General features: G+C 64.4%; 18 protein-coding genes. 3 read left to right on the top strand and 15 right to left on the bottom strand.

Annotation, left to right across the window (positions count from 1 at the left end; genetic code table 11):
* Positions 1–161 precede the first annotated feature (161 nt).
* The 7 genes from FJ946_RS12530 to FJ946_RS12500 form a co-directional block, all read right to left on the bottom strand.
* On the bottom strand, positions 162–1,424 hold the full coding sequence (locus FJ946_RS12530) for an RNA polymerase sigma factor (RefSeq protein ID WP_140522297.1): 1,263 nt from the start codon (positions 1,422–1,424) through the stop codon (positions 162–164).
* Positions 1,421–1,795: a YciI family protein gene (locus FJ946_RS12525; protein WP_140496184.1), complete on the bottom strand. Its 375-nt coding sequence runs from the start codon at positions 1,793–1,795 to the stop codon at positions 1,421–1,423. Before FJ946_RS12525 ends, FJ946_RS12530 begins: the two co-directional genes overlap by 4 nt.
* A gap of 84 nt (positions 1,796–1,879) precedes the next feature.
* Positions 1,880–2,983 (bottom strand): DNA topoisomerase IB, encoded by a 1,104-nt coding sequence (locus FJ946_RS12520; protein ID WP_140566282.1) that lies wholly within the window; start codon positions 2,981–2,983, stop codon positions 1,880–1,882.
* Between the two features lie 129 nt (positions 2,984–3,112).
* Positions 3,113–3,997, bottom strand: a complete 885-nt coding sequence (locus tag FJ946_RS12515) for a transglutaminase family protein (RefSeq protein ID WP_140522300.1) — start codon at positions 3,995–3,997, stop codon at positions 3,113–3,115.
* Between the two features lie 14 nt (positions 3,998–4,011).
* Positions 4,012–6,423 carry a circularly permuted type 2 ATP-grasp protein gene (locus FJ946_RS12510; protein ID WP_140522302.1) on the bottom strand — a complete coding sequence of 804 codons (2,412 nt, stop codon included), beginning with the start codon at positions 6,421–6,423 and terminating at the stop codon, positions 4,012–4,014.
* Positions 6,424–6,429: 6 nt separating this feature from the next.
* Positions 6,430–9,789 (bottom strand): transglutaminase family protein, encoded by a 3,360-nt coding sequence (locus FJ946_RS12505; RefSeq protein WP_140566280.1) that lies wholly within the window; start codon positions 9,787–9,789, stop codon positions 6,430–6,432.
* A 104-nt stretch (positions 9,790–9,893) separates the two neighbouring features.
* Positions 9,894–11,090 (bottom strand): acyl-CoA dehydrogenase, encoded by a 1,197-nt coding sequence (locus FJ946_RS12500; RefSeq protein ID WP_140566277.1) that lies wholly within the window; start codon positions 11,088–11,090, stop codon positions 9,894–9,896.
* A 104-nt stretch (positions 11,091–11,194) separates the two neighbouring features.
* On the opposite strand from FJ946_RS12500, the gene FJ946_RS12495 reads away from it, so the two are divergent.
* Positions 11,195–12,106, top strand: a complete 912-nt coding sequence (locus FJ946_RS12495) for a LysR family transcriptional regulator (RefSeq protein WP_140566274.1) — start codon at positions 11,195–11,197, stop codon at positions 12,104–12,106.
* Here the strand turns inward: FJ946_RS12495 and FJ946_RS12490 are convergent, their stop codons facing one another.
* From FJ946_RS12490 to FJ946_RS12455, 8 genes are all read right to left on the bottom strand, one after another.
* Positions 12,107–14,428 carry a Tex family protein gene (locus FJ946_RS12490; protein ID WP_140513926.1) on the bottom strand — a complete coding sequence of 774 codons (2,322 nt, stop codon included), beginning with the start codon at positions 14,426–14,428 and terminating at the stop codon, positions 12,107–12,109.
* Positions 14,429–14,549: 121 nt separating this feature from the next.
* Positions 14,550–15,728 carry a serine hydrolase gene (locus tag FJ946_RS12485; RefSeq protein WP_140566272.1) on the bottom strand — a complete coding sequence of 393 codons (1,179 nt, stop codon included), beginning with the start codon at positions 15,726–15,728 and terminating at the stop codon, positions 14,550–14,552.
* A 33-nt stretch (positions 15,729–15,761) separates the two neighbouring features.
* Positions 15,762–16,958, bottom strand: coding sequence for a serine hydrolase (locus FJ946_RS12480; protein WP_140566269.1), 1,197 nt, complete (start codon positions 16,956–16,958; stop codon positions 15,762–15,764).
* Between the two features lie 64 nt (positions 16,959–17,022).
* Complete coding sequence (locus FJ946_RS12475) at positions 17,023–18,057, bottom strand: extracellular solute-binding protein (protein WP_140566266.1); 1,035 nt, start codon at positions 18,055–18,057, stop codon at positions 17,023–17,025.
* Positions 18,058–18,080: 23 nt separating this feature from the next.
* Complete coding sequence (locus tag FJ946_RS12470; protein WP_140496194.1) at positions 18,081–18,881, bottom strand: ABC transporter permease; 801 nt, start codon at positions 18,879–18,881, stop codon at positions 18,081–18,083.
* Positions 18,874–19,794 (bottom strand): ABC transporter permease, encoded by a 921-nt coding sequence (locus FJ946_RS12465; protein WP_140522306.1) that lies wholly within the window; start codon positions 19,792–19,794, stop codon positions 18,874–18,876. The genes FJ946_RS12470 and FJ946_RS12465 overlap by 8 nt, the downstream gene beginning before the upstream one ends.
* A complete protein-coding gene (locus FJ946_RS12460; RefSeq protein ID WP_140732228.1) occupies positions 19,794–20,888 on the bottom strand; it encodes an ABC transporter ATP-binding protein in 1,095 nt (364 codons plus the stop codon). The genes FJ946_RS12465 and FJ946_RS12460 overlap by 1 nt, the downstream gene beginning before the upstream one ends.
* A gap of 153 nt (positions 20,889–21,041) precedes the next feature.
* On the bottom strand, positions 21,042–22,721 hold the full coding sequence (locus tag FJ946_RS12455) for an amidohydrolase (RefSeq protein ID WP_140566264.1): 1,680 nt from the start codon (positions 22,719–22,721) through the stop codon (positions 21,042–21,044).
* A 246-nt stretch (positions 22,722–22,967) separates the two neighbouring features.
* Between FJ946_RS12455 and FJ946_RS12450 the strand changes: the two genes are divergently transcribed.
* Together FJ946_RS12450 and FJ946_RS12445 are read left to right on the top strand one after the other, a co-directional pair.
* The gene (locus FJ946_RS12450; protein WP_140560339.1) at positions 22,968–23,621 is read left to right on the top strand and encodes a TetR/AcrR family transcriptional regulator; all 654 of its coding nucleotides are present in this window, start codon (positions 22,968–22,970) and stop codon (positions 23,619–23,621) included.
* 22 nt (positions 23,622–23,643) lie between these two features.
* On the top strand, positions 23,644–24,675 hold the full coding sequence (locus FJ946_RS12445) for a histone deacetylase family protein (protein WP_140566261.1): 1,032 nt from the start codon (positions 23,644–23,646) through the stop codon (positions 24,673–24,675).
* Positions 24,676–25,010 lie beyond the last annotated feature (335 nt).

Genomic DNA, 25,010 nt, shown 5'->3' with positions numbered 1-25,010 from the left:
TTTCAGATCCCGCCATTCATGTGGCGTGGTCAAGCATTGCGCCGTGCATTCCCTGTGCGGTCAGGCGCAGGGTGGCGCTGTCTTGGCGTGCCAATAGCGGTTTCAGGAAAAAATCGCCACCCCGGCATGGTCCAAGCTCGGGCCAGACCATTGAACCAGGGTCAGCTTGCGGTGCGCGCTGCGCTGTCCTTCATCAGCCGGTCGATGTGCATGCGTATATGGGCCGCTTCCGCCGCGGTGTTGGCAAGCGCGATGGCGCGATCGAAGGCGACCCGCGCCTCCTCGCCCCGGTCGAGTTGCATCAAAAGCCCGCCCTTGAGGCCGAAGAAGTGGAAATAGCCGGAAAGCCTCTGCTCCAGCGGCTCGATCATGGCGAGCGCGGCCTCCGGGCCACGCACCTTGGAGACCGCAACCGCACGGTTGAGGGTGACGACAGGCGACGGCTGCATTTGTTCGAGCAGGCCGTAGAGCAGGTCGATCTCCACCCAGTCCGTGTCCTCGGCCTTTTCAGCCCGCGCATGCAGCGCGGCAATCGCCGCCTGCACCTGGTAAGGGCCGGGCTTTCGGTGGCGCAGCGCCTTGTCGACCAGCGCCAGCCCCTCATCGATCATCTTGCGGCTCCACAGGCTGCGGTCCTGATCCTCGAGCAGAACGATCTCTCCGTCCGCATCGAAGCGGGCCGGTGCGCGCGCATGCTGGAGAAGCAGCAGCGCCGTCAGCCCCATGATCTCCGGCTCGGTCTGGAACAGCCTGAGCAGCAGCCGGGCCAGCCGGATCGCCTCCTCGCACAGCGGCGCGCGGGCTGGCGCCTCGCCGCTGTTGATCGAATAGCCCTCGTTGAAGATCAGGTAGACCATGGCTGCGACTGCGGCGAGCCGCTCCGAGCGCTCCACCGCGCCCGGCGTCTCGAACGGCACGCCGGCGTCGGCGATACGTGCCTTGGCGCGGGTGATGCGCTGCTCCATGGCGCTTTCGCCGACCAGGAAGGCGCGCGCGATCTGCTTGACCGTAAGGCCGGAGACAATGCGCAGCGCCACCGCGATCTGCTGCGTTGCCGGCAGGTCGGGATGGCAGCAGATGAACAGCAGTCGCAATATGTCGTCGCGGTAGTGCGCGCCATCGAGCCGCTCGGCGATGTCGCTCTCTGCGTCCTCGAGATCAGATATCTGGTCCTCTTCCGGCATCGGCGCCTGCTTGGCGCGCTTGCGCACCGCGTCGATGCCGCTGTTGCGTCCGACGAAGATCAGCCAGGCCGCCGGATCGCGCGGCGGACCGTTCTGCGGCCAGTTCTTCAGCGCCCTGAGGCAAGCGTCCTGGAAAGCTTCCTCCGCCGTATCGAGGTCGCGGAAATAGCGCAGCAGCGCACCCATCGCCTGCGGGCGGGCGGCGCTGATCGCTGAGCTGATCCAGGCAAGTTCGGTCATACGGCGACCCTAGTGGGATTGAAGATGGATACCGGCCGGATTTCGTAGGAGCCGCCGCTCGGATTGACCTCGGAAAGTTCGCGCGCGAACTCCACCGCCTCGTCGAGATCGGCGCATTCGAGCGTGTAGAAGCCGAGGAACTGTTCCTTGGTCTCGGCGAACGGCCCGTCGATGACGATCGATTCGCCCTTGACCTTCCTCAGCGTCGTCGCCGCCGTCGTCGGCAAAAGCCGCGCCACCGGGCCAAGCCGGCCGGCGTCCGCGTATTTCTGCTGGACATCGAGAATGTTGGCCATGACCTTGTCGTCCTGTTCCTTGCTCCAGGAGCAGACGACGTCTTCGGAAGCATAGCACAAGATCGCGTAGAGCATGGTTTGTCCTCTTCTGTGTCAAAGGACGAAACACTAGGACCGATCCCGACACGGCGTCGATAAAAAAATCGAGGCGCCGTGGATTCAGCGGCCGGTGGTTGCCGCGGGTCCGCTTTCGTGCGTCTTCAGCCATCGCAGCACGAGCGCTTCCTCGTCATCGAGACCGTCTATCGACCGTTTGCGCTTGTTGGCTTCCGCCATTTCGGCAAGCAGCCGTCCCTGCAGCCATGCTTCGAAGACTTGCGGATGGATATAGCATTGGCGGCAGACGGCGCGCGTGTTGCCCAGCCGCTCGGCGACCCTGTCGATGACGCTGTTCATCGCCCGTTTCTGCTGTGCCTGGCTGTCGGGCAGCACCGTTTGCGCGAACAGCGACGCGGCGTGAATGGTGCCGCCCCATGTACGGAAATGTTTCGAGCTGAATGCATCGCCGATGGCCTCGCGGATGTAGCGGTTGACGTCCTCGGAGCGCACCGGGTGTCTGTTGCCGTCCTCATCGAGATACTGGAACAGCTTTTGGCCCGGCAGGTCCTGCGCGCCCCGCACGATTCGCGCGATGCGGCGATCGACCAGCTTCAATTTCCATTCCTTGCCCGATTTGCCCTTGAAGGCGAACCGCAGGCTCGATCCCTTGATGTCGACATGGCGGTCCCGCAGCGTCGTCAGGCCGAAGCTCTTGTTGTCGCGGGCGTAAGCGGCGTTGCCGACTCGGATCATGGTGTTGTCGAGCAGCCAGACGATCGCGGCGACGACGCGTTCGAGCGGCAGGCCATGGCGGCGCAGGTCGCTGTCGATCCTGCGCCGAAGCTCCGGCAGGCTTTCGGCGAAAGCGACAAGGCTCGAATATTTGGCGCTGTCGCGTTCCTCGGCCCAACGCGGATGGTAGCGATATTGCTTGCGCCCGCGCTGATCCCTGCCGGTTGCCTGGATATGGCCGTCCGCCTCGGGCGAGATCCACACATCCGTCCAGGCCGGCGGGATAACGATCGCCTCGATGCGCGCTCGGGTGGCATCCGAGACCGGCCTTCCGTCAGCTCCCCTGTAGGAAAATCCCTTGCCCGCTTTCAGTCGGCGGATACCGGCCTCGGTATCGCTGACATAGATCAGTGCGGCATCCTCGGCAGAGATCTGAGCGCCGTTCTTTGGTGCGGCCTCGCCGTCGATAGTCAATCCGGATTTCTGCAGCATGCTGGCCCCACGGAAACACCCGTAGATAAGCCTCTGGGCCGAGCACTGGTTCCATTCCTGTCCGAAAAGTCGGCGGCCACCCACGTCGGGCGGAACCCTGCAAGGCGCTTTGCGCAAGCAGGCCTGACGTCAGGTCTTCTCCAGCACCACCGGAATAACGTCGACGGCTTGCTCTCCGACCTGTCCGCCGGTGGTCTTGAGAACGCCGACGATCGGCGCGACATCCGAATAGTCACGGCCATAGCCGACGGTGATGTGATCGTTGGAGGCCCGCATGCCGTTGGTCGGGTCGAACTCCTGCCAGCCGGCATCGCGCCCGCACCACACCTTGACCCATGCATGCATGGCGTCGGCGCCCTCCAGCCTGGCCTTGCCCTTGGGCGGAATGGTGCGCAGGAAGCCGCTGACATAGCCGGCCGGTATGCCAAGCCCGCGCAGGCCGGCGATCATGATATGCGAGAAATCCTGGCACACCCCGCGCTTCAGCCGGAATGCGTCGCCAGCCAGGGTCCGCACGGTTGTCGCCTCGCCATCATAGGTGAAATCGCGGTGGATGCGATTGCAGAGGTTCATCGCCGTACCGGCGGCCGAGCCGCCGACGCTATCGCGCGCATAGGCGGTGATCGCCGCATCGATGCCGGCGTGACCGCTGGCGGCCAGGAAATGGTGCGGTGTATCCGGCGCCAGGGAGCGCATGGCGGCGAGCTCCTGACGCAGCCGGCTAAGATCGGGCGACACGTCGAGCCCGAGTTCCGGTCGCGACACCGCCACGCGCGCGCTCATCCTGATGTCGAGCGCGTCATGCGCGTCGCGGAAGGCGATCGAGGTGACGTTGTTGCCGAAGAAATCGGAAAAATCCGAGCGTTCGTTTGGCGCCGGCGCGAAGGATAGCGACGCTGCGACGACGCGCTGCACGCCGTCGATGGTCGGCGGCAACACGCGGACCTGGTGACGGCCGCCGCCGGCGACGGCGGCGTAGTCGTAGTGAAGGTGAAGCCTGATGTCGTAGAGCATGCCGGAGCGCCGCCTTAACCGAAATAGGCCTTGGCGAGGCTGCTGTAGAGCCCGCCTATCTCGCCGGCGAGATCGTTCAGCGCCTTCACAGTCATGTCCGCTGGCTCCTTGATGGCGATGGCTGTGTTGAGCTGCAGGATTTCCTTGGCCGCAGGCGACATGTGCCCCTCGCCGCCGATCGCCGGCAGCAGCCCGATCTCGGCCTTCAGCCGTTCGAGCTGGAACAGGATGGAACGCGGATTGAGCGGATCGAGCGCCAGAAGGTCGATCACCGTGCGGCGGCCGGCTTGCACAGGGTACTGCCGCCGGTGCGTCATGACGCTGTCGCCGATCTCCAGCATCATGTCGAGCGCGCCGTCCGGCGCCTTGTCGCTGGTCAGCCGGGCGAGCGTGCTGGCGATCTGTATGCCGCGTTCCAGCCGCCGGCCGATCTCCAGGAACCGCCAGCCCGCGAAGCGGTACATGTTCTCGTGCAGCAGGCCGGAAAAACCGGCGAGCTTGCGCAGGATGACGGTCATCGCCCGCGTCGCGTCATCCCCCGGCGCCACCGTCGTCGCGAACTGATGGATGGTCTTCGACAAGTCCTTGAGCGCCAGCCAGCCGTCCGGCGAGAAACGGTCGCGGATCTGGCCGGCGCTGTAGACCGCGCTGTCCAGCGTACCGATCAGCCCCGATGGGATCGCTGTTTCGACATCGATGCCGAACGGTTCGAGATGATCCCTGATGTCGGCCAGCAGCGGCATATCCGGATCGGAAGTTTCGGCGAGCCGCACATGATAGGCGCGCAGGATGCGCACCGTGTCCTCGGAGCGTTCGATGTAGCGGCCGAGCCAGGTCAGGTTTTCCGCTGCGCGGCTGGGCAGGCTGCCCGGCCTGGTGCGGCTGAAGCTGTCACCCTCTTGCGGCAGCAGCGTCTCGCGCTCCACCGGCCGATCGCTGACCACCCATACGTCGGCCGCCTGGCCGCCGCGCTGCATGGCGATTGCCGTCGGATCGAGCGACAGGCCGACGCGGGCGAACCCGCCCGGCATCACCGTCCAGCCCTCGGGCGTGCGCGCCAGGTAGACACGCAGGCTCGCCGGCCGCGGCTCCAGCCATCCGCCGACATAGACGGGCGTCGTCGAAAGCGTCACCGCTTCCTGGCCGACGAAAGCGTCGCCGTCGCGTTCGATGCGCGCCACCAGGTCCGCCCGCTCCCCGGCCGACAGCGCGGAGCCAAGCCTAGTCTGGTCGTCGTCCTCGAAGGCCAGCCTCGTCGACAGCGCCGGCCCGATCACCATGCGGTCGATATTGGCGAGCACATGCGCTCGGTCGGATGCCTGACCGCACCACCATGTCGCGACGGTGGGCAGCTCGAGTTCCTCGCCCCGCAATTCACGCGCGATCTTGGGCAGGAAGGCAAGCAGCGCGCGCGTTTCCATCAGGCCCGAGCCGAGCGCATTGACGGTCGAGACGCTGCCTTGCCGGATCGCCTCGACCAGTCCCGGCGTGCCGATCTGCGACTCCGAGCGCAGTTCCAACGGATCGGCGAACGCCGCGTCTAGCCGCCGCCACAGCACGCTGATCGGCATCAGCCCGGAAACGGTGCGCACCATCAGCCGGCCCCCGGAAACGGTCAGGTCCTCGCCTTCGAGCAGCATGATGCCGAGATAGCGGGCGATATAGGCGTGTTCGTAATAGGTTTCGTTGAGCGGTCCAGGCGTCAGAATGGCGACGCGGCCGTCGGCTTCCCTGGCCATGCCGATCAGCGCGTCGCGGAAACGCCGGAAGAAGCCGGCAAGCCGGTGCACATGCATCTCGCCATAGATATCGGACAGCGCGCGCGTCGTGGCGACGCGGTTCTCCAGCGCGAAACCGGCGCCGGATGGTGCCTGAGTGCGGTCGCCCAGCACCCACCAGCGGCCGTCCGGCCCGCGGCCGAGTTCGAAGGCGCAGAAATGCAGGAAATGGCCGTCGGCCGGCCTGGTGCCGACCACCGGCCGCAAATATTCGGGGCTTGCCGCGATCAGACCGGCCGGCAGGATGCCCTTTTCGACCAGCCGGTTCGGCCCGTATATATCGGCGATGATCTCCTCGAACAGCTCGGCGCGCTGCACCAGGCCGGCGCTGATCGCTGCCCACTCGGCGTCCTCGATGAGCACCGGGACGTGCGCCAGCGGCCATTCGCGCTCGTTGGCGCCGGCCTTGTCGTAGACGCGATAGTAGACGCCGGCGTCGCGCAGATACTGGTCGGCACGGGCAAAACGCTGGGCGAGTTCTTCGGCGCCGAGATCATCGAGCGCCTCGATGAAATGCTTCCAGGCCGGACGGGGATTGCCCGAAGCGTCGACCATCTCGTCGACGACGCCGTCGATCGGCTGGTAGTGCTCCAGCAGGCGATGGATCTGCGCCTTGCCGCGTACCCGCTTGTGATTCCCCTTTGCCATGTCAGATCAGAGTCTTGGTGGACGCCGAAGGTCAAGCGTCATGGGGAAATCTTCCGTGGGTTGTTCCTCGCGCAACACATAGGCCGACGGCGTGTGGCCGCGCGCTTCGAAGCGGGCGAGCCGGCGCGCTTCCGCCTCGTTGCCGTTGACCGGAAAAGTGTCGTAGCTGCGCCCGCCCGGATGCGCGACATGATAGACGCAGCCGCCAACCGCCCGACCCGACCAACGGTCGTAGATATCGAACACCAGCGGCGTATTGATCGGCAGTGCCGGATGCAGGCCCGAAGCGGGTTGCCACGCCTTGAAGCGCACGCCCGCCACCGCGACTTCCCTGTTGTCGGTAACCTTCATCGGCACGATGCGGCCGTTGCAGACGACGGCATGGCGCTCCGGATTGAGCCCTTCGGTCTTGACCTGCAACCTTTCGACCGAGGAATCGACGAAGCGCACGGTGCCGCCGATGGCCCCCTGCTCGCCCATGACATGCCACGGCTCCAGGGCCTGCCGCAGTTCCAGCTTGACGCCCGCATATTGGACCTCACCGCAGAAGGGAAAGCGGAACTCGAGCTGCGCGTCGAACCAGTCGGGGCGGAACGTGAAACCGTTGAGCTTGAGGTCGTCGAGAACGTCGAGAAAATCCGCCCAGACATGATGCGGCAGCATGAAGCGGTCGTGCAGCGACGTGCCCCAGCGCACGAAACGGCCGTCGAGCGGGTTCTTCCAGGCACGGGCGATGATCGCCCTGACCAGCAGTTGCTGCGCCAGGCTCATGCGCGCATTGGGCGGCATCTCGAAGCCGCGGAATTCCACCAGGCCCAGCCGTCCGGTCGGTCCATCAGGCGAAAACAGCTTGTCGATGCAGATTTCCGAGCGATGCGTGTTCCCTGTGACGTCGGTCAAAAGGTTGCGGAACAGCCGGTCGACCAGCCATGGCGAAGGCACGCTGCCCTGGTCCGGACGCGGCACCTGCGCCATGGCGATTTCAAGCTCGTAGAGCGAATCGTGGCGCGCCTCGTCGAAGCGCGGCGCCTGGCTGGTCGGGCCGATGAACAGGCCGGAGAAGAGATAAGACAGCGAGGGATGCCGCTGCCATTGCAGCACCAGGCTCTTCAAAAGATCGGGGCGGCGCAGAAACGGGCTGTCATTGGGGGTCGCGCCGCCGACCACAACATGGTTGCCGCCGCCGGTGCCGGTGTGGCGGCCGTCGATCATGAATTTATCCGCGCCAAGCCGCGTTTGCCGCGCCTCCTCGTAGATCGCCGTGGTCGTCGCCACGCAGTCCTGCCAGTTGGCAGCCGGGTGGATGTTGACCTCGATGACGCCAGGGTCCGGCGCGACGCGGATGACGTTGAGGCGCGGATCATGCGGCGGGCCGTAGCCCTCGATGTGCACTGGCAACCTGATCGCCTTGGCCGCGTTCTCGGCTGCTGCCACCAGCTCAAGATAATCTTCCAGCGCCTCGACCGGCGGCATGAACACGCAGAGCCGTCCCTCGCGCGGCTCGACCGAAAGCGCGGTACGCACCGCGCCGCCGATCTCGGTGATCTCCTGCTCGACCCGGTCCTGCTGGGCGGTCGCGGCCGTGAACGATGCCGCCTGCTGGCGGCGTGCCATTTCATCGGCGCCCTGAGGATCGGCCGGAGCCGCCATGGGCAAGATCGCCTCCCGCACGGGCAGCGCACCGCGCGGCTGCGACGGATCGACCGGAACGATATAGGGAAACTGCTCCGGCGGCACGTGAGGCAGCGTGCCGAGCGGCAGGCGGTAGCCGACCGGTGAATCGCCCGGCACCAGGAACAGCCGCCCGCGCCGCGTCGTCCATTTTTCCGAGCGCCAGCGCTGGCCCGACGCCTGGCTGTTCCAGCGCTGCACCGGCAGCACATAGCCCGACGGCTTGGTTAGCCCGCGTTCGAACACCGTCGCCATGCGGCTGCGCTCTTCGGGATCCTCCAGCTTCGAATTGGACGGATCGACATTCTCCGGCAGCTTGCCTTCCTTGAGCAGCCACTCGGCCGGATCCTCATAGGCTTCGCTGACCATGGACGTTTCGATGCCGAGCTCGCCGGCGATCGCGGTCAGCAGGCTCTCGGCCTGCTTCGGACCGATATTGGCTTCGCTTTTCTCCCGCGCGATCAGCGACGGGTCGCTCCACACCGGCTGGCCGTCGGTGCGCCAGTAGAGCGAAAAGGTCCAGCGCGGTAAGCTTTCGCCGGGGTACCATTTGCCTTGGCCATAATGGAGGAAGCCGCCAGGCGCGAAGCGCTCGCGCAGCCTCCGGATCAGCGCATCGGCCTTTTCGCGTTTTGTCGGGCCGACGGCGGCGGTGTTCCACTCGGCGGACTCGAAATCGTCGATCGACACGAAGGTCGGCTCGCCGCCCATGGTCAGCCGTACATCCCCGTCCGCCAGCGCCGCATCGACCTTGTTGCCGAGCGCATCAAGCGCATGCCAGCTTTCATCCGAGAACGGCTTGGTGATGCGCGGATGCTCCGCGATGCGGTCGACCCGCATGTCGAAGCCGAACTCGACATTGGCAAAGCTCGCCATGCCGGAAATGGGCGCTGCATTGCGAAAATGCGGGGTGGCGGCAAGCGGTACATGGCTCTCGCCCGTAAGCAGGCCCGAAGTCGGGTCGAAACCGATCCAGCCAGCGCCGGGAAGATAGACCTCGCACCAGGCGTGCAGGTCAGTGAAATCCACTGATGTACCGGCCGGCCCATCGAGCGCGACGAGGTCGGGCTTGAGCTGGATCAGATAGCCCGAGACAAAGCGCGCGGCGATGCCTAGATTGCGCAGGATCTGCACCAGCAGCCAGCTCGAATCGCGGCACGACCCTTTGGCGGCCGCCAGCGTTTCCTCCGGCGAGAACACGCCGGTCTCCATACGCACGATATAGGCGATTTCGCGCTGCAGCCGGGCATTGAGGTCGACGAGAAAATTGACCGTGTTTTTCGGGCTGGTATCGATGGTTTTCAGGAACGCCGACAGCAGCGGGCCTGCCGGTTCCGGTGTGCGATAGATGGCGAGGTCGTTGCGTGTCTCTTCCGGATACTCGAACGGGAAATTTTCCGCCGTCTCCTCGACGAAGAAATCGAACGGGTTGTAGACCGTCATGTCGGCGACGAGGTCGACCTCGATCTTGAGTTCGCTCACCGGGTCGGGAAAGACGAAACGGGCGAGGAAATTGCCGTAGGGGTCCTGCTGGAGATTGACGAAGTGGTTCGCCGGCTCGACCTTCAACGAATGGCTGAGCACTTTGGTGCGCGAATGTGGCGCCGGCTGGAGCCTGATCACCTGGGGACCAAGAACCACCGGCCGGTCGTATTTGTAATGGGTCAGGTGATAGACGGCGGCCAGAATTGCCATGGAGCCCCGGAAGATCGGCGTTTAGCTGGCCGAACCCTGACACATCTGGCCGTCATTCTCCAAGCGGATGTTGCGCTGCACCTAACTTAAACGGCTACCGAACCTCAGAAAAACGCTTGGATCCCCGTCTGCGCCCGTCCCAGGATCAGCGCGTGCACGTCATGCGTGCCCTCATAGGTGTTGACCGTCTCCAGATTCTGCGCATGGCGCATCACGTGATAGCCGATCTGGATGCCGTTGCCGCCATGCATGTCGCGCGCCTGGCGGGCGATGTCGAGCGCCTTGCCGCAATTGTTGCGCTTGACGATCGAGATCATCTCCGGCGCCATCTTGCCTTCGTCGAGCAGCCGCCCGACGCGCAACGAGGCCTGCAGCCCGAGCGCGATCTCGGTCTGCATGTCGGCGAGCTTCTTCTGGTAGAGCTGCGTGCTGGCCAGCGGCTTGCCGAACTGCTTGCGGTCGAGGCCATACTGGCGCGCGCGATGCCAGCAATCTTCGGCCGCGCCCATCGAGCCCCAGGAAATGCCGTAGCGAGCCCGGTTGAGGCAGCCGAACGGCCCCTTCAGCCCCGACACGTTGGGCAGCAGAGCATCCTCGCCGACCTCGACGCCTTCCATAACCACCTCGCCGGTGATCGACGCCCGCAGCGACAGCTTGCCGCCGATCTTCGGCGCCGAAAGCCCCTTCATGCCCTTTTCCAGGACTAAGCCACGGATCTCATCCTTGCCGTTCTCGCCCTTCAGCTTCGCCCAGACGACGAACACGTCGGCGACGGGCGCATTGGAGATCCACATCTTGGAGCCGGTAAGCTTGTAACCATTGGCGGTCTTCTCGGCGCGCGTCTTCATGCCGCCGGGGTCGGAGCCGGCATCCGGTTCGGTCAGGCCGAAACAGCCTATCCACTCGCCGCTGGCCAGCTTGGATAGATACTTCCTGCGCTGTTCGTCCGAGCCATAGGCATAAATGGGATACATCACCAGCGACGACTGCACCGACATCATCGAACGATAGCCGGAATCGACGCGCTCCACTTCGCGGGCGACCAGGCCGTAGGTGACATAGTTGGCGCCGAGGCCGCCGAATTCTTCCGGAATGTTGATGCCGAGCAGGCCGGCCTCGCCCATCTCGCGAAAAATCGCCGTGTCGAAGGTTTCGTTGAGATAGGCCTCCTCGATGCGCGGCGCGAGCTTGTCGGCGGCGAAGGCCGCCGCCCCGTCCCGCACCATGCGCTCGTCTTCCGAAAGCTGGTCCTCGATCAGGAACGGGTCTTCCCAGACGAATGCATTCTTGTCGGCAGCCATGGCGTCTCGATCCTTAAAAACGGGTGAAGCCCGGCTTATCGGCCCACGGCCTGACAAAATCAAACGAAATTGCTTCACCGATCAATGAGCGTTAGGAATAGATCATGAGCGTCCAACGTCGTCTTTGGCCTAACATCAACGCGCTTGCCGCCTTCGAAGCGGTGGCCCGGCTTGGCAGTTTCACCGCTGCAGCCCAGGAGCTGGATTTAACCCAGGGCGCCGTCAGTCGGCAGATCAGGCTGATCGAGGGCCAGTTTGGCCGCCGGCTGTTCGAGCGCGACAGCCGCAATGTCCGGCTGTCGGCGGCGGGCGAAACCTACGCCGAAGTGGTCCGTTCGGCACTTGGCCAATTGCGCGACGCAGCCCTTGGATTGATGAGTAATCGGCATAGCGGCATCCTGAACCTCGCAATCCTGCCGACCTTCGGCACGCGCTGGCTGATGCCGATGATCCCAGACTTCGTCGACAACAATCCCGACATCACCATCAACTTCGTCACCCGCGTCGGCCGCTTCGACTTCGCCAGAGAGCGGCTGGATGCCGCCATCCATTATGGCCTGCCGGACTGGCCCGAGGCAGACTCGACGCTGCTGGTGCGGGAGGTGGTGGCCCCGGTGGTGTCGCCCGAATTTCTCGCCGAGCGCTCCATCGCCACGCCGGCCGACATCGGCCGTCTGCCGCTGCTGCACATGGCGACGCGGCCTGGCGCCTGGACAGAATGGTTTGAGCATCAGGGCCTGAGCGCGCCGACCGGACCGGGTATGCAGTTCGAACAGTTCGGCACCGCCGCCCAGGCCTGTATGGCGGGTCTGGGCGTGGCTCTGCTGCCGCAAATCCTCATCTCAGGCGAGTTGCAGCGCGGCCAGCTGGTGCCCGCGCCCGGCCAGCCTATGCACAGCCGCAGCGCCTATTATCTAGTCGTCCCGCACGACAAGCGCGGCCATCCGCCGGTCGCGAGTTTTCGAGATTGGCTGACGAGCCAGGTTGAAAAGGACCCGGCTGTTCTGGCGTGGTAGCTACTTCCGCTTCAACGCATCCGCCAACGCCGCGCCGAACGCACCTTGCTGTGGCGGCCGCTCCGGCTGGCGCTGCGGCGCGGGCGAGCGTGGCGCCGGCCTGCCGCCGCCATTGTCTCGCGGGCCGCGCGATGCGCTGCCCTCGCCACCATCCCTGCGCATGGAAAGCGCGATTCGCTTGCGCTTGATGTCGACGTCGACGACCCGCACCTTGACCACGTCGCCGGCCTTGACCACCTCATGCGCGTCCTTGATGAAACGGTCGGCCAGTTGCGAAACGTGCACCAGCCCGTCCTGGTGGACGCCGATGTCGACGAAGGCGCCGAAGGCGGCGACATTGGTGACGGTGCCTTCCAGCAGCATGCCGGGCTTCAGATCCTTGATGTCATCGATGCCATCGGCGAAGGTTGCCGTCTTGAAGCCGGGGCGCGGATCGCGGCCGGGCTTTTCCAGTTCGGTCAAAATGTCGCGCACCGTCGGCAGGCCGAACCGCTCGTCGACGAAAACGCGCGGATCGAGCGCCTTCAGCGCCGCACTGTCGCCCATCAGCGAACGCACATCGCGCCCGCAGGCGGCGACGATCTTTTTGGCCACGCCGTAGGCTTCCGGATGCACGGCCGAGGCGTCGAGCGGCTCGGAGCCGTTCGGGATGCGCAGGAAGCCGGCGCATTGCTCGAACGCACGCGGCCCGAGGCGGGAGACCTTGAGCAAATCCTTGCGGCTGGCGAACGGGCCGGTGGCATCGCGATGCGCGACGATGGCGTCTGCGAGCGACGCCCCGAGCCCTGAAACCCGCGCCAGAAGCGGCGCCGAAGCCGTGTTGAGATCGACGCCAACCGCGTTGACGGCGTCCTCGACCACCGCCTCCAGCGAGCGGCCAAGCCGGTACTGGTCGACATCGTGCTGATACTGGCCGACGCCGATCGATTTCGGCTCGATCTTGACCAGTTCGGCCAGCGGATCCTGCAAGCGGCGCGCGATCGACACCGCACCGCGCAATGATACGTCGAGACCGGGGAATTCCGCCGCCGCCGTCGCCGAAGCCGAATAGACCGAAGCGCCGGCCTCGCTGACGATCACCTTGAGCGGCTTCGGCCCGCCGTCGGAAGGCATGTCGGACAGCATGTCGGCCACCAGCTTCTCGGTTTCGCGGCTGCCGGTGCCATTGCCGATCGAGATCAGCTCGACCTTGTGCAGGCGAACGAGCTTGGCGAGCTCCGCCTGCGTGCCACGCACATCGTTCCTGGGCGGGAACGGATAGACCGTTGTCGTCGCCACCAGCTTGCCGGTGCCGTCGACCACCGCGACCTTGACGCCGGTGCGGATGCCAGGGTCGAGCCCCATCGTCGGCCGCGATCCGGCGGGGGCGGCGAGCAGCAGATCCTTCAAATTGCGGGCGAAGACGTGGATCGCCTCTTCCTCGGCCCGTTCGCGCAGGTCGCGCATCAGATCGAGCGTCAGGTGCAGGGATAGTTTTATGCGCCAGGTCCAGCCTGCGACCTCCATCAGCCAGCGATCGCCCGGCAGGCTGCCGCCGATGGCGTAGGCATTGGCGATCATCCGCTCTACCGGCTTCACCGGCGAAGAGTCGTCGGCATCGACCTCGATGTCGAGCGACAGCACCTCCTCGTTGCGGCCGCGCAGCATCGCCAGCGCGCGGTGGCTCGGCACGGTGGCCCAGCGCTCGACATGGTCGAAATAATCGGAGAATTTCGCACCCGCCTCCTGCTTGCCGTCGACCACCCTGGCGCGCATGAAGGCGCGTTCCTTCATGTAGCTTCGCAGCTTGCCGACCAGGTCGGCATTCTCGGCGAACTGCTCCGACACTATGTCGCGCGCACCCTCAAGTGCCGCCTTGGCGTCGGCCACGTCCTCGGTCAGATAGGCCAGTGCGAGTTCCGCCGGCACCAGCGAGCGGTCGGCCAGGATGGCTTCCGCCAGCGGCCCCAGCCCACGCTCCCGGGCGATCTCCGCCCTGGTGCGGCGCTTGGGCTTGTAGGGCAGGTAGATGTCTTCGAGCTCGGCCTTGGTGACGGCGGAGGCGAGCTTGGATTCAAGCTCGTCGGTCAGCTTGCCCTGCTCCCGGATCGAGCCAAGGATGGTGTCACGCCGCGCGTCGAGCTCACGCAGATAGGCAAGACGCTCCGACAGCAGGCGCAATTGCGTGTCGTCGAGCCCGCCCGTCACCTCCTTGCGGTAGCGCGCCACGAACGGCACGGTCGCGCCTTCGTCGAGCAGCCCGATGGCAGCGGCGGCCTGTTCGGGCCGCGCTGTGATCTCGGTCGCGATAATGGCTGCGATGCGCTTGATGTCGGATGCCATGCCGTTCCTGCTCTTCTCGAAAAGAGCGGCGACCATAGGCGCAGTTATCCTGCCCGCCAACCTTCGCGGTTTCACCGGCGACAGAGGTCCACAGGAAAGCGCGCCCTAATGTTGCGGCCGCTCAGACCATCCGGCTCAGCGCTTCGAAGAATGCGACGATCTCGAGATCGAGCGGATCGTCGACCGGCTCGGGCTGCGATGACATCTTGGCGATCACCACTTCCGTCCGGGGGTCGACATAGAGCCACTGGCCATGGATCCCGATGCCGCAATAGGCCCCGTTCTCATGTCCTGTCTGGTACCATTTGTTGCGGTAGCGGCCCTTGGGAAACAGCGGCAGCATGGCGCCACGCTGCCAGGCTTCAGAACTGCCGCCGGTTACCGTGGTGTCGCGCACCCAGGCCTCGGGCACGATGCGGCGGCCATTCGCAGTGCCCCCTTGCCGCATCATCTCGCCGACGCGCGCCAGATCGCGCGGCGTCACCGAGATGCCGCCGGCAGTGCGCGCCGTGCCCTCCATGTCGACCGCCACCGAAGCTTCGCCGGCAGCACCCAGCGGCAGCCACAGTTTCTCGCGCATCAGGTCGGCGAAGCGCTGGCCGGACGCCCGTTCGAGCAGCAGGCCAAGCAGGTCGGAATTGGGCGACCGGTAGCGGAAGGTCTGGCCATGCGGCTCGGCGAGCCGCTGCAGTGTCAGGAGGAATTCACGCAGGCTTTCCGTGCCGCCGCCCGGGTTCCACAAGGTGGCGCGCCGGTAGCGGGCAAAGGCGCTTTCGGGATCGAGGTAGGCCTCCTCGAAATCGAGGCTGACACTCATATCGAGCACATGCCGCACGGTAGCCTCGCCATAGGCCGAATCGCCGGCTTCCGGTATGTAGGCCGTCACCGGGGCTTCCGGATCGAACACGCCCTCGCCTTCCAATATGCCGGCCATGATCGCGGTCACCGACTTGCTGATCGAAAAGATGATGTGGCGGGCGCCGAAATCCATATGCGGCGCAAACCAGTCGCCGACGATCCTGCCGCCTCTCATGACGGTCAGCGCATCCGTGTGCGAGCGGCTGAGAAAAGCCGCGACGGTTTCCGGCGTGCTCGCCACCGCGATCTTTTCGTCGAGCAATCCGCCGAAATCCTCGGCCGGCGCCTCGTTGACCGGCAGGGCGGCGACACGCGCGCTCGGCACCAGCTCGCCGACGTTCTGGAATGACCATCGGTTGAACGGATTTTCCCGCCAGTTGGCGAGCAGCACCTGGTTGCGGCGGAAGCCGTAACGGGTCTCGAACGCGGTCTTGCCGGTCATGGCATTTCCTTCCAGGTCGTGTCTTGTGGGGGTTCAGCTCAGCGCGGCGGCGATGGCATGCACGGCCTTCAGCGTCGCCATGGAATAGGCGACGTTGCTGAAATCCGGCCAGCTCGAAAGCTTGACCACGACCATCCGCGTATTCCAGTCGATGTGGATCATCTGCCCGAACACGCCCCGGCACATCAGCGCCCGCGAATGTGGATTCTCGATCCAGAACTGGTTGCGGTAGCTGCCCTCTGGCAGGCTCGGACTGAAGCCCGGCCCGTGGCTGCCGCTGCGCGTCGCCTCGATCCAATCGGCAGGCACGATGCCACCGCCATTGTCGAGGATCAGCTGGCCGAAGCGGGCATAATCGCGCAGCGTCGCGTTGAAGCCGCCATCGGCCAGTGCGTAGCCCGCGCTGTCGACGGTGAAGCAGGCGCTTTCATCGGCGCCGAGCTTTTGCCAGAGTTCTTCCGAAACCAGCTGTGCCAGTCGCTTGCCGGTCACCCGCTCCATGATGAACGCGAGCACATCGGTTTCGACCGAGCGGTATTCGAATGCCGCCCCATGTGGCCGGACCGTCTCCGTCAAGCCCAGGATCAGCTCGAACATGTGCGCGGGCCAGCGAAAGTCCGGGTCGCTGCCCGGCGGCACCGGTTTCCAGCCGGTGGCGACATCGACCTGGCCGATATCGGAATAGCGATCGGTATATTCCTCGGAAAAGCGCACTCCGCTCGTCATGTCGAGCACGTGCTGGACGCTGGCGCCGGCCCACCCGGTTGCCTTCAGCTCGGGCAGGTAATCGGCGACCGGCCTCGCCGGATCGACCAGCCCGCGCCCGGCCAGTATGCCGAACACCGAGCCGGTGACCGACTTGGCCATCGACTGCGACAGATGCAGCGTGCGCTCGTCCATGCCGTTGAAGTAGCGCTCAAAGGCTATCTTGCCGTCCTTGAGCACCAGGAAGCCATCCGTATAGGTCTCGTCCAGCAGGCCCGCGAGCGTCGTCTTCCGTCCCGTGCTGTCCTCGACCGGCAGCCCGTCGAGATCGACCTCGGCGCGTTCGAGGCGGTGACGGTGGCCGTTGCCGCGCCAGACTTCGACGGTCGGCAGAATTTCCCTGATGTGCTGGAAAGCCCAGCGGTTCCAGGGCGGCCTGTCCCAGTCGAGCCTTGGTGGCACCATGGCGGGCGGCGAGCCCTGCATGATCGGCGGCCGCGGATCGCTGTTGCGATAGGAGTCCATGAAAGCTATTCCCGGAAACGGAAAAGACCCGGCGGCATGTGCCGCCGGGTCCGTCATGCGGCGATTACTTCTGCAGTTCGGTCCAGATCTTGGTGTAGAGTTCCTGCGTCTCTGGCGCGCACATCTGCTGCAGTTCGCCAAGCGGCTTGGCGTCGGCCGGAATGACGACTTCCGGCGCGTCCTTCATGTCGGCCGGCATGTATTTGTCCGAACCGGCGATGGCATTGGCGTAACGATGGAAGGCCGAGAGGCCGGCCGCGTTTTCCGGATCCATGATGAAGTTCTGGAACAGCTTGGCGTTCTCGACATTCTTGGCCTCTTTCAGGACGACGACGTTGTCGCTCCACAGGCCATAGCCTTCCTTCGGGTAGTTGAAGTGGATGGCCGGGTTGGCGAGGCGCTGACGCAAAGCCGAGCCATTCCAGTCGCTGGTTGCCTTGAAGTCGCCGGCGCCCATCTTCTCTATGGTGTTGTATTCCATGGCGATCCAGTTCGGCTTCGCCGCCACCAGCAGGTCACGTACTTTCTTCAGCACCGTCTTGTCGTTGGTGCATTGCTGGCCGCCGACATATTTGATCGCGGCGAACATCACGTCGCCCATCTCCGGTACGACGTTGACCTTACCCTTCAACTCGTCGGGCGTGTTGAAGATGATGCCCCACGTGTTGGCCGGGCCCTTGTAGGCGTCGGTGTTGACGACGACGCCGATCGTGCCCCAGGCCCACGGAACCGTGTATTTACGGCCCGGATCGAATTCAGGATTGGCCCATTCGGGCGCGATGTTCTTCGCGTTCTCCATCTTGCCCGGATCGGTCTCCTGGACGAGGCCTTCCTTTATCCAGATCGGCACGTAGGTCTGCGAGGGCACCGCTATGTCGAAGCCGGTGCCGCCCTGGCGAACCTTGGCGAGCGCCGTGTCGTTGGAATCGTAGTCGGTGATGGTCACCTTGACGTTGTATTTGGCTTCGAACTTCTTGATCACGTCGGGGCTGGTGTAATTGCCCCAATTGTAGATGTTGAGCACGCCGTCGGCGCGGGCAAGGCCCGTCGAAGCGAGCAACGCCAACCCCATGGCGGACGCTGTTGTCTTCCAGTTCATCGTTTTAACTCCCATTATCGGTTTCAGTCTCGTTTCCTGCTGACAAAGAAAAACAACGTGACGATCGCGACCGAAAGCAGCAGGAAGGCGGTCGATATCGCGTTGATCTCGGGTGTGATGCCGCGGCGGATCTGGCCGAGCATGTAGGTGGGCAGCGTGTCCTGGCCGCCCGACTTGACGAATTCGGTGATGACGACGTCATCGAGCGAGATGACGAAAGCCAGCATCAGGCCGGCGAGGATGCCGGGCCACAAAAGCGGCAGCGTGATGCGGCGGAAGGTCTTCCACGGCGTCGCATAGAGGTCGGCAGCGGCGCGTTCCAGCGTCAGGTCCATATTCTCCAGCCGCGCCCGGATCGGCAGGTAGGCAAACGGGATGCAGAACGCCGTATGCGCGGCGATCAGGTAGCCAAGGCCGGAATAGCCGGTGAAGATCTTGATGCGCGAGAAGAAGATCAGCAGGGCCACGCCGGTGACGATTTCGGGCACCATCAGCGGCTGGTTGATGGCCGCGTATTTGAAGGTCAGCCCGGGATAGGGCGGTGTGCGCGTGGTGGCGAGCGCGGCCATCGTGGCGAAGATGGTGGCAAGGGCCGCCGCTATGGCGCCGATCTGGAAGGAACGCATCGTCGCATCGATGACCTGCGTGTTCTGCCAGGCCGACTGGAACCATTTGAGCGAAAACCCGCCCCATTCCGAGGTCGAGCTCGCCGCGTTGAAGGCGTAGATGACCAGCACGATGATCGGCAGATAGAGCACCACGAAACAGGTCGCCGCGATCGCGGTGAAGCCCGGCTGGTGCTTGATGGAGAAGTTGCTAGCCATGACGCACCCCTGACTTGCCGGCGTTGCGCACATAGGCCAGCAGCGCCACCATGACGATGATCATGACCGTGATCGAAAGCGCCGAGCCAAGCGGCCAGTTGCGGCCCTGTCCGAACTGCAATTCGATCAGGTTGGACAGCATCATGTTCTTGCCGCCGCCAAGCACGCTCGGCGTCACATAGGCGCCGAGGGCCGGAATGAAGACAAGGATGGAGCCGGCGATGACGCCGGGTTTGACCAGCGGGAAAATGATCTTGCGCAGCACCTTGAAGCGTGTCGCGTAGAGATCGTAGCCGGCCTCGACCAGCCGGAAATCGAGTTTTTCCATGCTGGCATAGATCGGCAGCACCATCAGCGGCAGGTAGACATAGGCCATGCCGATCAGGATCGCCGTGTCGGTGTAGAGGATCTGCACCGGCGCCGAGACGATGCCGAGCTTCAGAAGGATGGTATTGACGATGCCTTCGTTGCGGATGATCTGCAGAACAGCGAAAGTGCGGATCAGAAGGTTAGTCCAGAACGGGATGGTGATCAGGAACAGCCAGAGATCTCTGGTCTTTTCACTGCGCGTCGCCATGAAATAGGCGGTCGGGAAGCCGAGCGCCAAAGTCGCCAGCGTCGTCACCACCGCGAGCTTGATCGAGCGCAGGAAGATGGTGACGTGGGCGGCCGCCAGCGACAGCGTGTCGTCGAAAATGTCGCGTTCCATGAACACCGACACCCAGGCTTCCGGCGAAAATTGCCACTTCACGTCGCCATAGGCGCCGGGCGTCAGGAACGAATAGACGAGCACGATTAGCAACGGGCCGGTCGCGGCGAGCAGAATGACCAGCAGCGCCGGCGCTGACAGCAACCAGCGGGCGCGGACGTCGCGCCGCTCCGCTGCCTTGGCGACTTCTTCGGCGGTGGCCATCAGTCCCTCAGCACTTGCGCGGCGTCGTTGCCGATCAGGATGCCGACCTTGTCGCCGCGCTCGAAACCGCAGCCGGCGCTGCGCGTGTTCTGCTGGCGCACGGTGAAGGCTTCGCCGCTGTCGAGCTGGACATGGATATGCGTGTCGGTGCCGAAATAGACGATGTTGTCGACCGTGCCCGCCAGGTCGCCCTTGCTCCTGGTCAGCTTGGCATGCTCCGGCCTCACCACCACGGTGGCGTTGTCCTTTGGCTGGAAGCCTTCGGCAACGGTCGCCTCGATGGTTGTGCCGGATTTGAGCGTCGCGCGCGCCTTGCCGTTGCCGGTGCCTGATATGGCCGCGGTGAGAAAATTGGTCTCGCCGATGAAGTCGGCGACGAAGCGTTCGGCAGGCTTGTCGTGGATATCCCACGGCGAGCCGACTTGCAGGATCTTGCCCGACGACATCACCGCGATGCGGTCCGACATCGTCAGCGCTTCTTCCTGGTCATGGGTGACGAAGATGAAGGTTATGCCGGTCTCGTGCTGCAGCCGCTTCAACTCGATTTGCATCTCCTTGCGCAGCTTGTAGTCGAGGGCGGAGAGCGGTTCGTCGAGCAGCAGCACCTTCGGTTGCGGCGCGAGCGCCCGGGCCAGCGCCACGCGCTGCTGCTGGCCGCCGGAAATCTGGCCGGTGCGCCGGCCCGCCAGCGCCTCCATCTTGACCAGCTTCAGCATCTCGGCAACGCGCGCCTTGATCTGCGCCTTGGGCTTGCCCAGCATCTCCAGGCCGAAGCCGATATTGTCTGCCACCGTCATGTGAGGGAACAGCGCATAGGACTGGAAGACGGTGTTGACCGGCCGCTTGAAGGGCGGCAATGGCGCGATGTCCTGGCCGTAAAGCAGGATTTCGCCGGCGGTTGGAAAGTCGAAGCCGGCGATCAGCCGCAGCAAGGTGGTCTTGCCGCAGCCGGATGGTCCCAGCAGTGTGAAGAATTCGTTCTCGCGGATGGATACCGAGACTGTGTCGAGGGCAGCGACCTGCCCCTCACCCGATCCGAAAATTTTGCTGACGTTTACTACTTCAATCGCATTCCGATCCGGTTTGTCCGGCACGATTACGCCTCACTGTTGACCCCGCTCTTGCTGGCGGAGCTTTTCCCCTATTGGATGTGACCACACGGCCGGTGGGTTGGCAAGTCCGGCATTGAATCACAGTTCAGTCGGTCATTTCAGTCCGCCATTTCAGCAGGCAGGCCGCATGCCATGTCAGGCCTGGTAGGTGACTTTGCCGCCGCAGATCGTCGTTACCGGGCGCACCTTGTGCAGGTCGGCCGGTGCCGTTTTTTCGATGTCGGCCGACAAAACCACCAGATCGGCCATATAGCCTGGCTTCAGCGTGCCCTTGCGGTGCTCGGCGAATTCGGCATAGGCGCCCTCGACCGTGTAGGCGGCAAGCGATTCACGCAGCGAGAAGCTCTGGTCCGGATCGCTTGATGCCCATGGTTTGCGCATTACTGCCGCCTGGACGCCCAGGATCGGATCGATCGGCGACACCGGCCAGTCCGACGCGAACACGACATGCGCGCCGGCATTCTTCAGGGTGCGCCAGGCATAGCTCAGCGGCCAGCGCGCCGGCCCGATGCGCGAGACGGTCGGCTCCAGCGGAAAATCCATGGCGCCGGGCGGATGCGGCGGCTGCATGGAGGCGATGACGCCGAGTTCGGCGAAACGCGGCACATCAGATGCAGCGATGACCTCTATATGTTCGACACGATGCCGGCTGTCGCGCTTGCCATTGGCCTTTTGCGCCGCCTCGTAGCCGTCGAGCACGGCGCGCACCGCGCCGTCGCCGATCGAATGCACGGCGATCTGCAGGCCGCGCCTGTCGACGGCGACGGCGAGATCGATGAATTGCTGGGGCGTGAACAGTGGTTCACCCACCCAGTCGGGACGGTCGGCATAGGGCTCGATCATGACGGCCGTCCAGGAATCGAGCACGCCGTCGTAGAACACCTTGACCATGCCTGACGACAGCCACTCGCCATTGTAGCGCTCGGCCATCGCCGAGGCCTTGTCGAGTATGTCGAGCGTCATGAAATTCTTGTAGTGGAAGGGTATCTGCACCCGGCAGGACAGACCCTCCTCGGCCTCGATCTCGGCCAGCAATTCGAGCTGGTAGAGATTGCCGTCCATGTTCTGGATCGAGGTGATGCCGTGGCGCGCGCACCAGGCGAGGCCTCGCCGCATGATGTCGCGGTCGGCGGCGCGTTCTTCCGCCGATGGCATCGGGTTTGGCTCGCCGCCCGTCGCCAGCCCGAGCCGCACCCGGCCCTCCCCGGCAAGATCGAGCACCGGGCCGAAAGCCTCGCCCTCGCGCAATTCGCCATTGGCCAGGCCATCGTCGCCCATGACGATTTCGTTGCCGGGGCCAAGCGTGCGCCCATTCAGGATGCCAGCCAAGTCCAGCGCGTTGGTGTTGGCCCACATCGTATGGTGATCGGGCGCGGCCATGACGAAGGGCCGGTCCGGCAGGATCGCGTCGAGATGGTGCCGCGTCACCCGCTCGTCGCCGAGCACGGTGTAGTCGACGCCCTGTCCGACCAGCATCTTGGCATCGGGGTGCGTCGACGCGTAGTCGCGGATCGCCTTTTGCAGCGCCTCGAAACCGTGGACGCCCGACAACTGGAGATGGGCAAGCTCGGCCGCGCCTGAAAACAGATGCATGTGGGCTTCGATGAAACCCGGGATCACCGAACCGCCCCTGGCGTCGATGACCCTGGTGGCCGGCCCCTTGAACTCTTCGATGGAGGCGTGGCTGCCGAGAGCGACGATGGCGCCATCCTTGACGGCAACGGCTTCGGCGGTCGGATTGTCATCGTCCATGGTCAACACACGACCATTGATGACGATCAGATCCGCCTTGTGACCCGCACCCGTGACCGACATCGCGACTCCGCGCTTTTGACTGAGACCGACAACCACTGCCCACGAGCTGCCGCTCCGCGGGAGGGGCGATGGGGAAAGATGATGCCGGCGCGCTGTCTTCGAAATTCCCCTTGTTATCCCCAAGGCAGCGTGGATAAAAGAATGCGACTAATCATTCGCGTTTGTCAACATGCGGAATTTGCAATGTATTGTGGACAACACTCTGCGCCGATGTTGGGACTGGGCGGGGAACGAGGACGTCAAGCCGTGAAGCGCAGTCTCGATCGCAAAACCAGGATAGCGCTCGAACCGCGCAAGCAGCCGCGCCAACAACGGTCGAGCAAGGTGGTGGACCGGATCCTCGACGCGGCGCTGATCCTGACCCGCGAGCAAGGCACAAGGACGCCGACCACGCTCGCCATAGCGCAGCGCGCGGGCCTGTCGGTTGGTTCGGTCTACCAGTACTTCCCCAACAAGGAAGCCATTCTCCTGGACCTCGCCCGGCGCTGGCTGTCATCCTTTCCCGAAGTGATCGCGAGGCGCATCAGGGTCGACCCGCCCACCAACCGGGAGGAGTTTCGGCGGGAGGTACGCAGGCTTTTCACGGACACCTCCAGGCTTTATCTCGACAATGCCAGCCTGATGCCGGTGATCGAGGCGATTTCAGGCAACGCCGACCTGAGGCCGATCCAGAACGAATATGACGACCAGATCATCGCCCTCTATGCGGCATGGCTGCGGCACGTGAACCCGGCTCTCGAAGACAAGGTCGCCAGCCGGCTCGGCCTGCTGATGATGGAGGTAGGGCACGCCTGCCGTCTTGTCGGCCTGAAAAGGGATCGCCGGACATACGACCTCATCGAGGACGATGTCGAAACCATGTGGCTCGCTCTGGTGACCCCCTATCTCAACCTTGACTGATTTCGCATTCGAGAGGAATTTCATGAAGACTGTCTATTCGCCGCTTCACGCCGGCCACGCCGGCCAGATGGAACTGGTCACATCGGCGATCGTGCCGGGTTTCGAAAAACCCTCGCGCGCCGAGTTCATCAAGGCGCGGATCGAGAGCGAGAAACTCGGAGCGATCATCGCGCCGGCCGAGCATGATCTTGCCGCCGCCAAGCGCATCCACAGGGCCGACTACGTCGATTTCCTGCCGACGGTCTGGCCGCAATGGATCGCCGAGGGCCACACAGGCACAGCCATGCCCTTCACCTGGCCGACACGCGGCCTGCGCGGCGACGTGCCGCCCAAGCGCGTCGACGCCCTGCTCGGCTATTATTCCTTCGACGGCGGCGCCACCTTCGTCGAAGGAACATGGGATGCGATCAAGTCCTCCTACGACGTCGCGCTGACCGCCGCGGGCCTGGTCAAGGCCGGCGAAGCCTCCGCCTTCGCGCTCTGCCGTCCGCCCGGCCACCATGCCGGAGCCGGCTTCATGGGCGGCTATTGCTACATCAACAACGCGGCCGTTGCCGCGCAGTGGTTCCGCGACCAGGGGGCCAGCCGCATCTCGATCCTCGATGTCGACTATCATCACGGCAACGGCACACAGGAGATCTTCTACGACCGCGCCGACGTGCAGGTCCTCAATTTGCACGGCGACCCGATGGTCGAATATCCGTTCTTCCTCGGCCATGCCGACGAGCGTGGCGCCGGCGCGGGCGAAGGTTTCAACATCAACTATCCCATGCCGTTCGGCACCGGCTGGGACGCCTGGAGCGCCTCGCTGGAAGACGCCTGCGCCAGGCTCGCCGCCTACGCGCCAGACGTCGTCATCGTCTCGCTCGGCGTCGACACGTTCGAGAAGGATCCTATCAGCCAGTTCAAGCTGAAGTCGTCGGACTATCCCATGATCGGCCGCCGCATCGCCAGGCTCGGCCTGCCGACGCTGTTCGTCATGGAAGGCGGCTACGCCGTCGAGGAAATCGGCATCAATGCCGTCGGCGTGCTGACCGGCTTCGAGGGCCGGTGACACCGGCTGCCCGAGGCGCGGCAGCTCTCAGGGAAACCACGAAAAAGGGCGGCGTCAGCCGCTCTTTGACATCCTCTAGCCCCTTGGTGGGCGCGACCGAAACAGCCCGGCCGAGATGACCGGCTTGCATGGCTCGGGTATTTCCACGCACCGAAACGCGCGAAAATCGGCTCCTGAGTCGCGGCTTGAGTCCACTCGATTCGATTTTGTCAAATCGCGTTTGATGTCAGATTCATCTACGGGTAGATTAGACCCGAATCAGCCGGTCCTCGGGGGGCACGGCGACCACCCAAAGTCTCACGTGCCGGAATATTCCGGCGCCAGACGCGGACGGC

Origin of the sequence: Mesorhizobium sp. B2-4-7, assembly GCF_006442685.1 — a bacterium.
Classification (GTDB): Bacteria; Pseudomonadota; Alphaproteobacteria; order Rhizobiales; family Rhizobiaceae; genus Mesorhizobium.
Note: the sequence above shows the minus strand (reverse complement) of the source record. Positions and strands in the feature narration are given on the sequence as shown.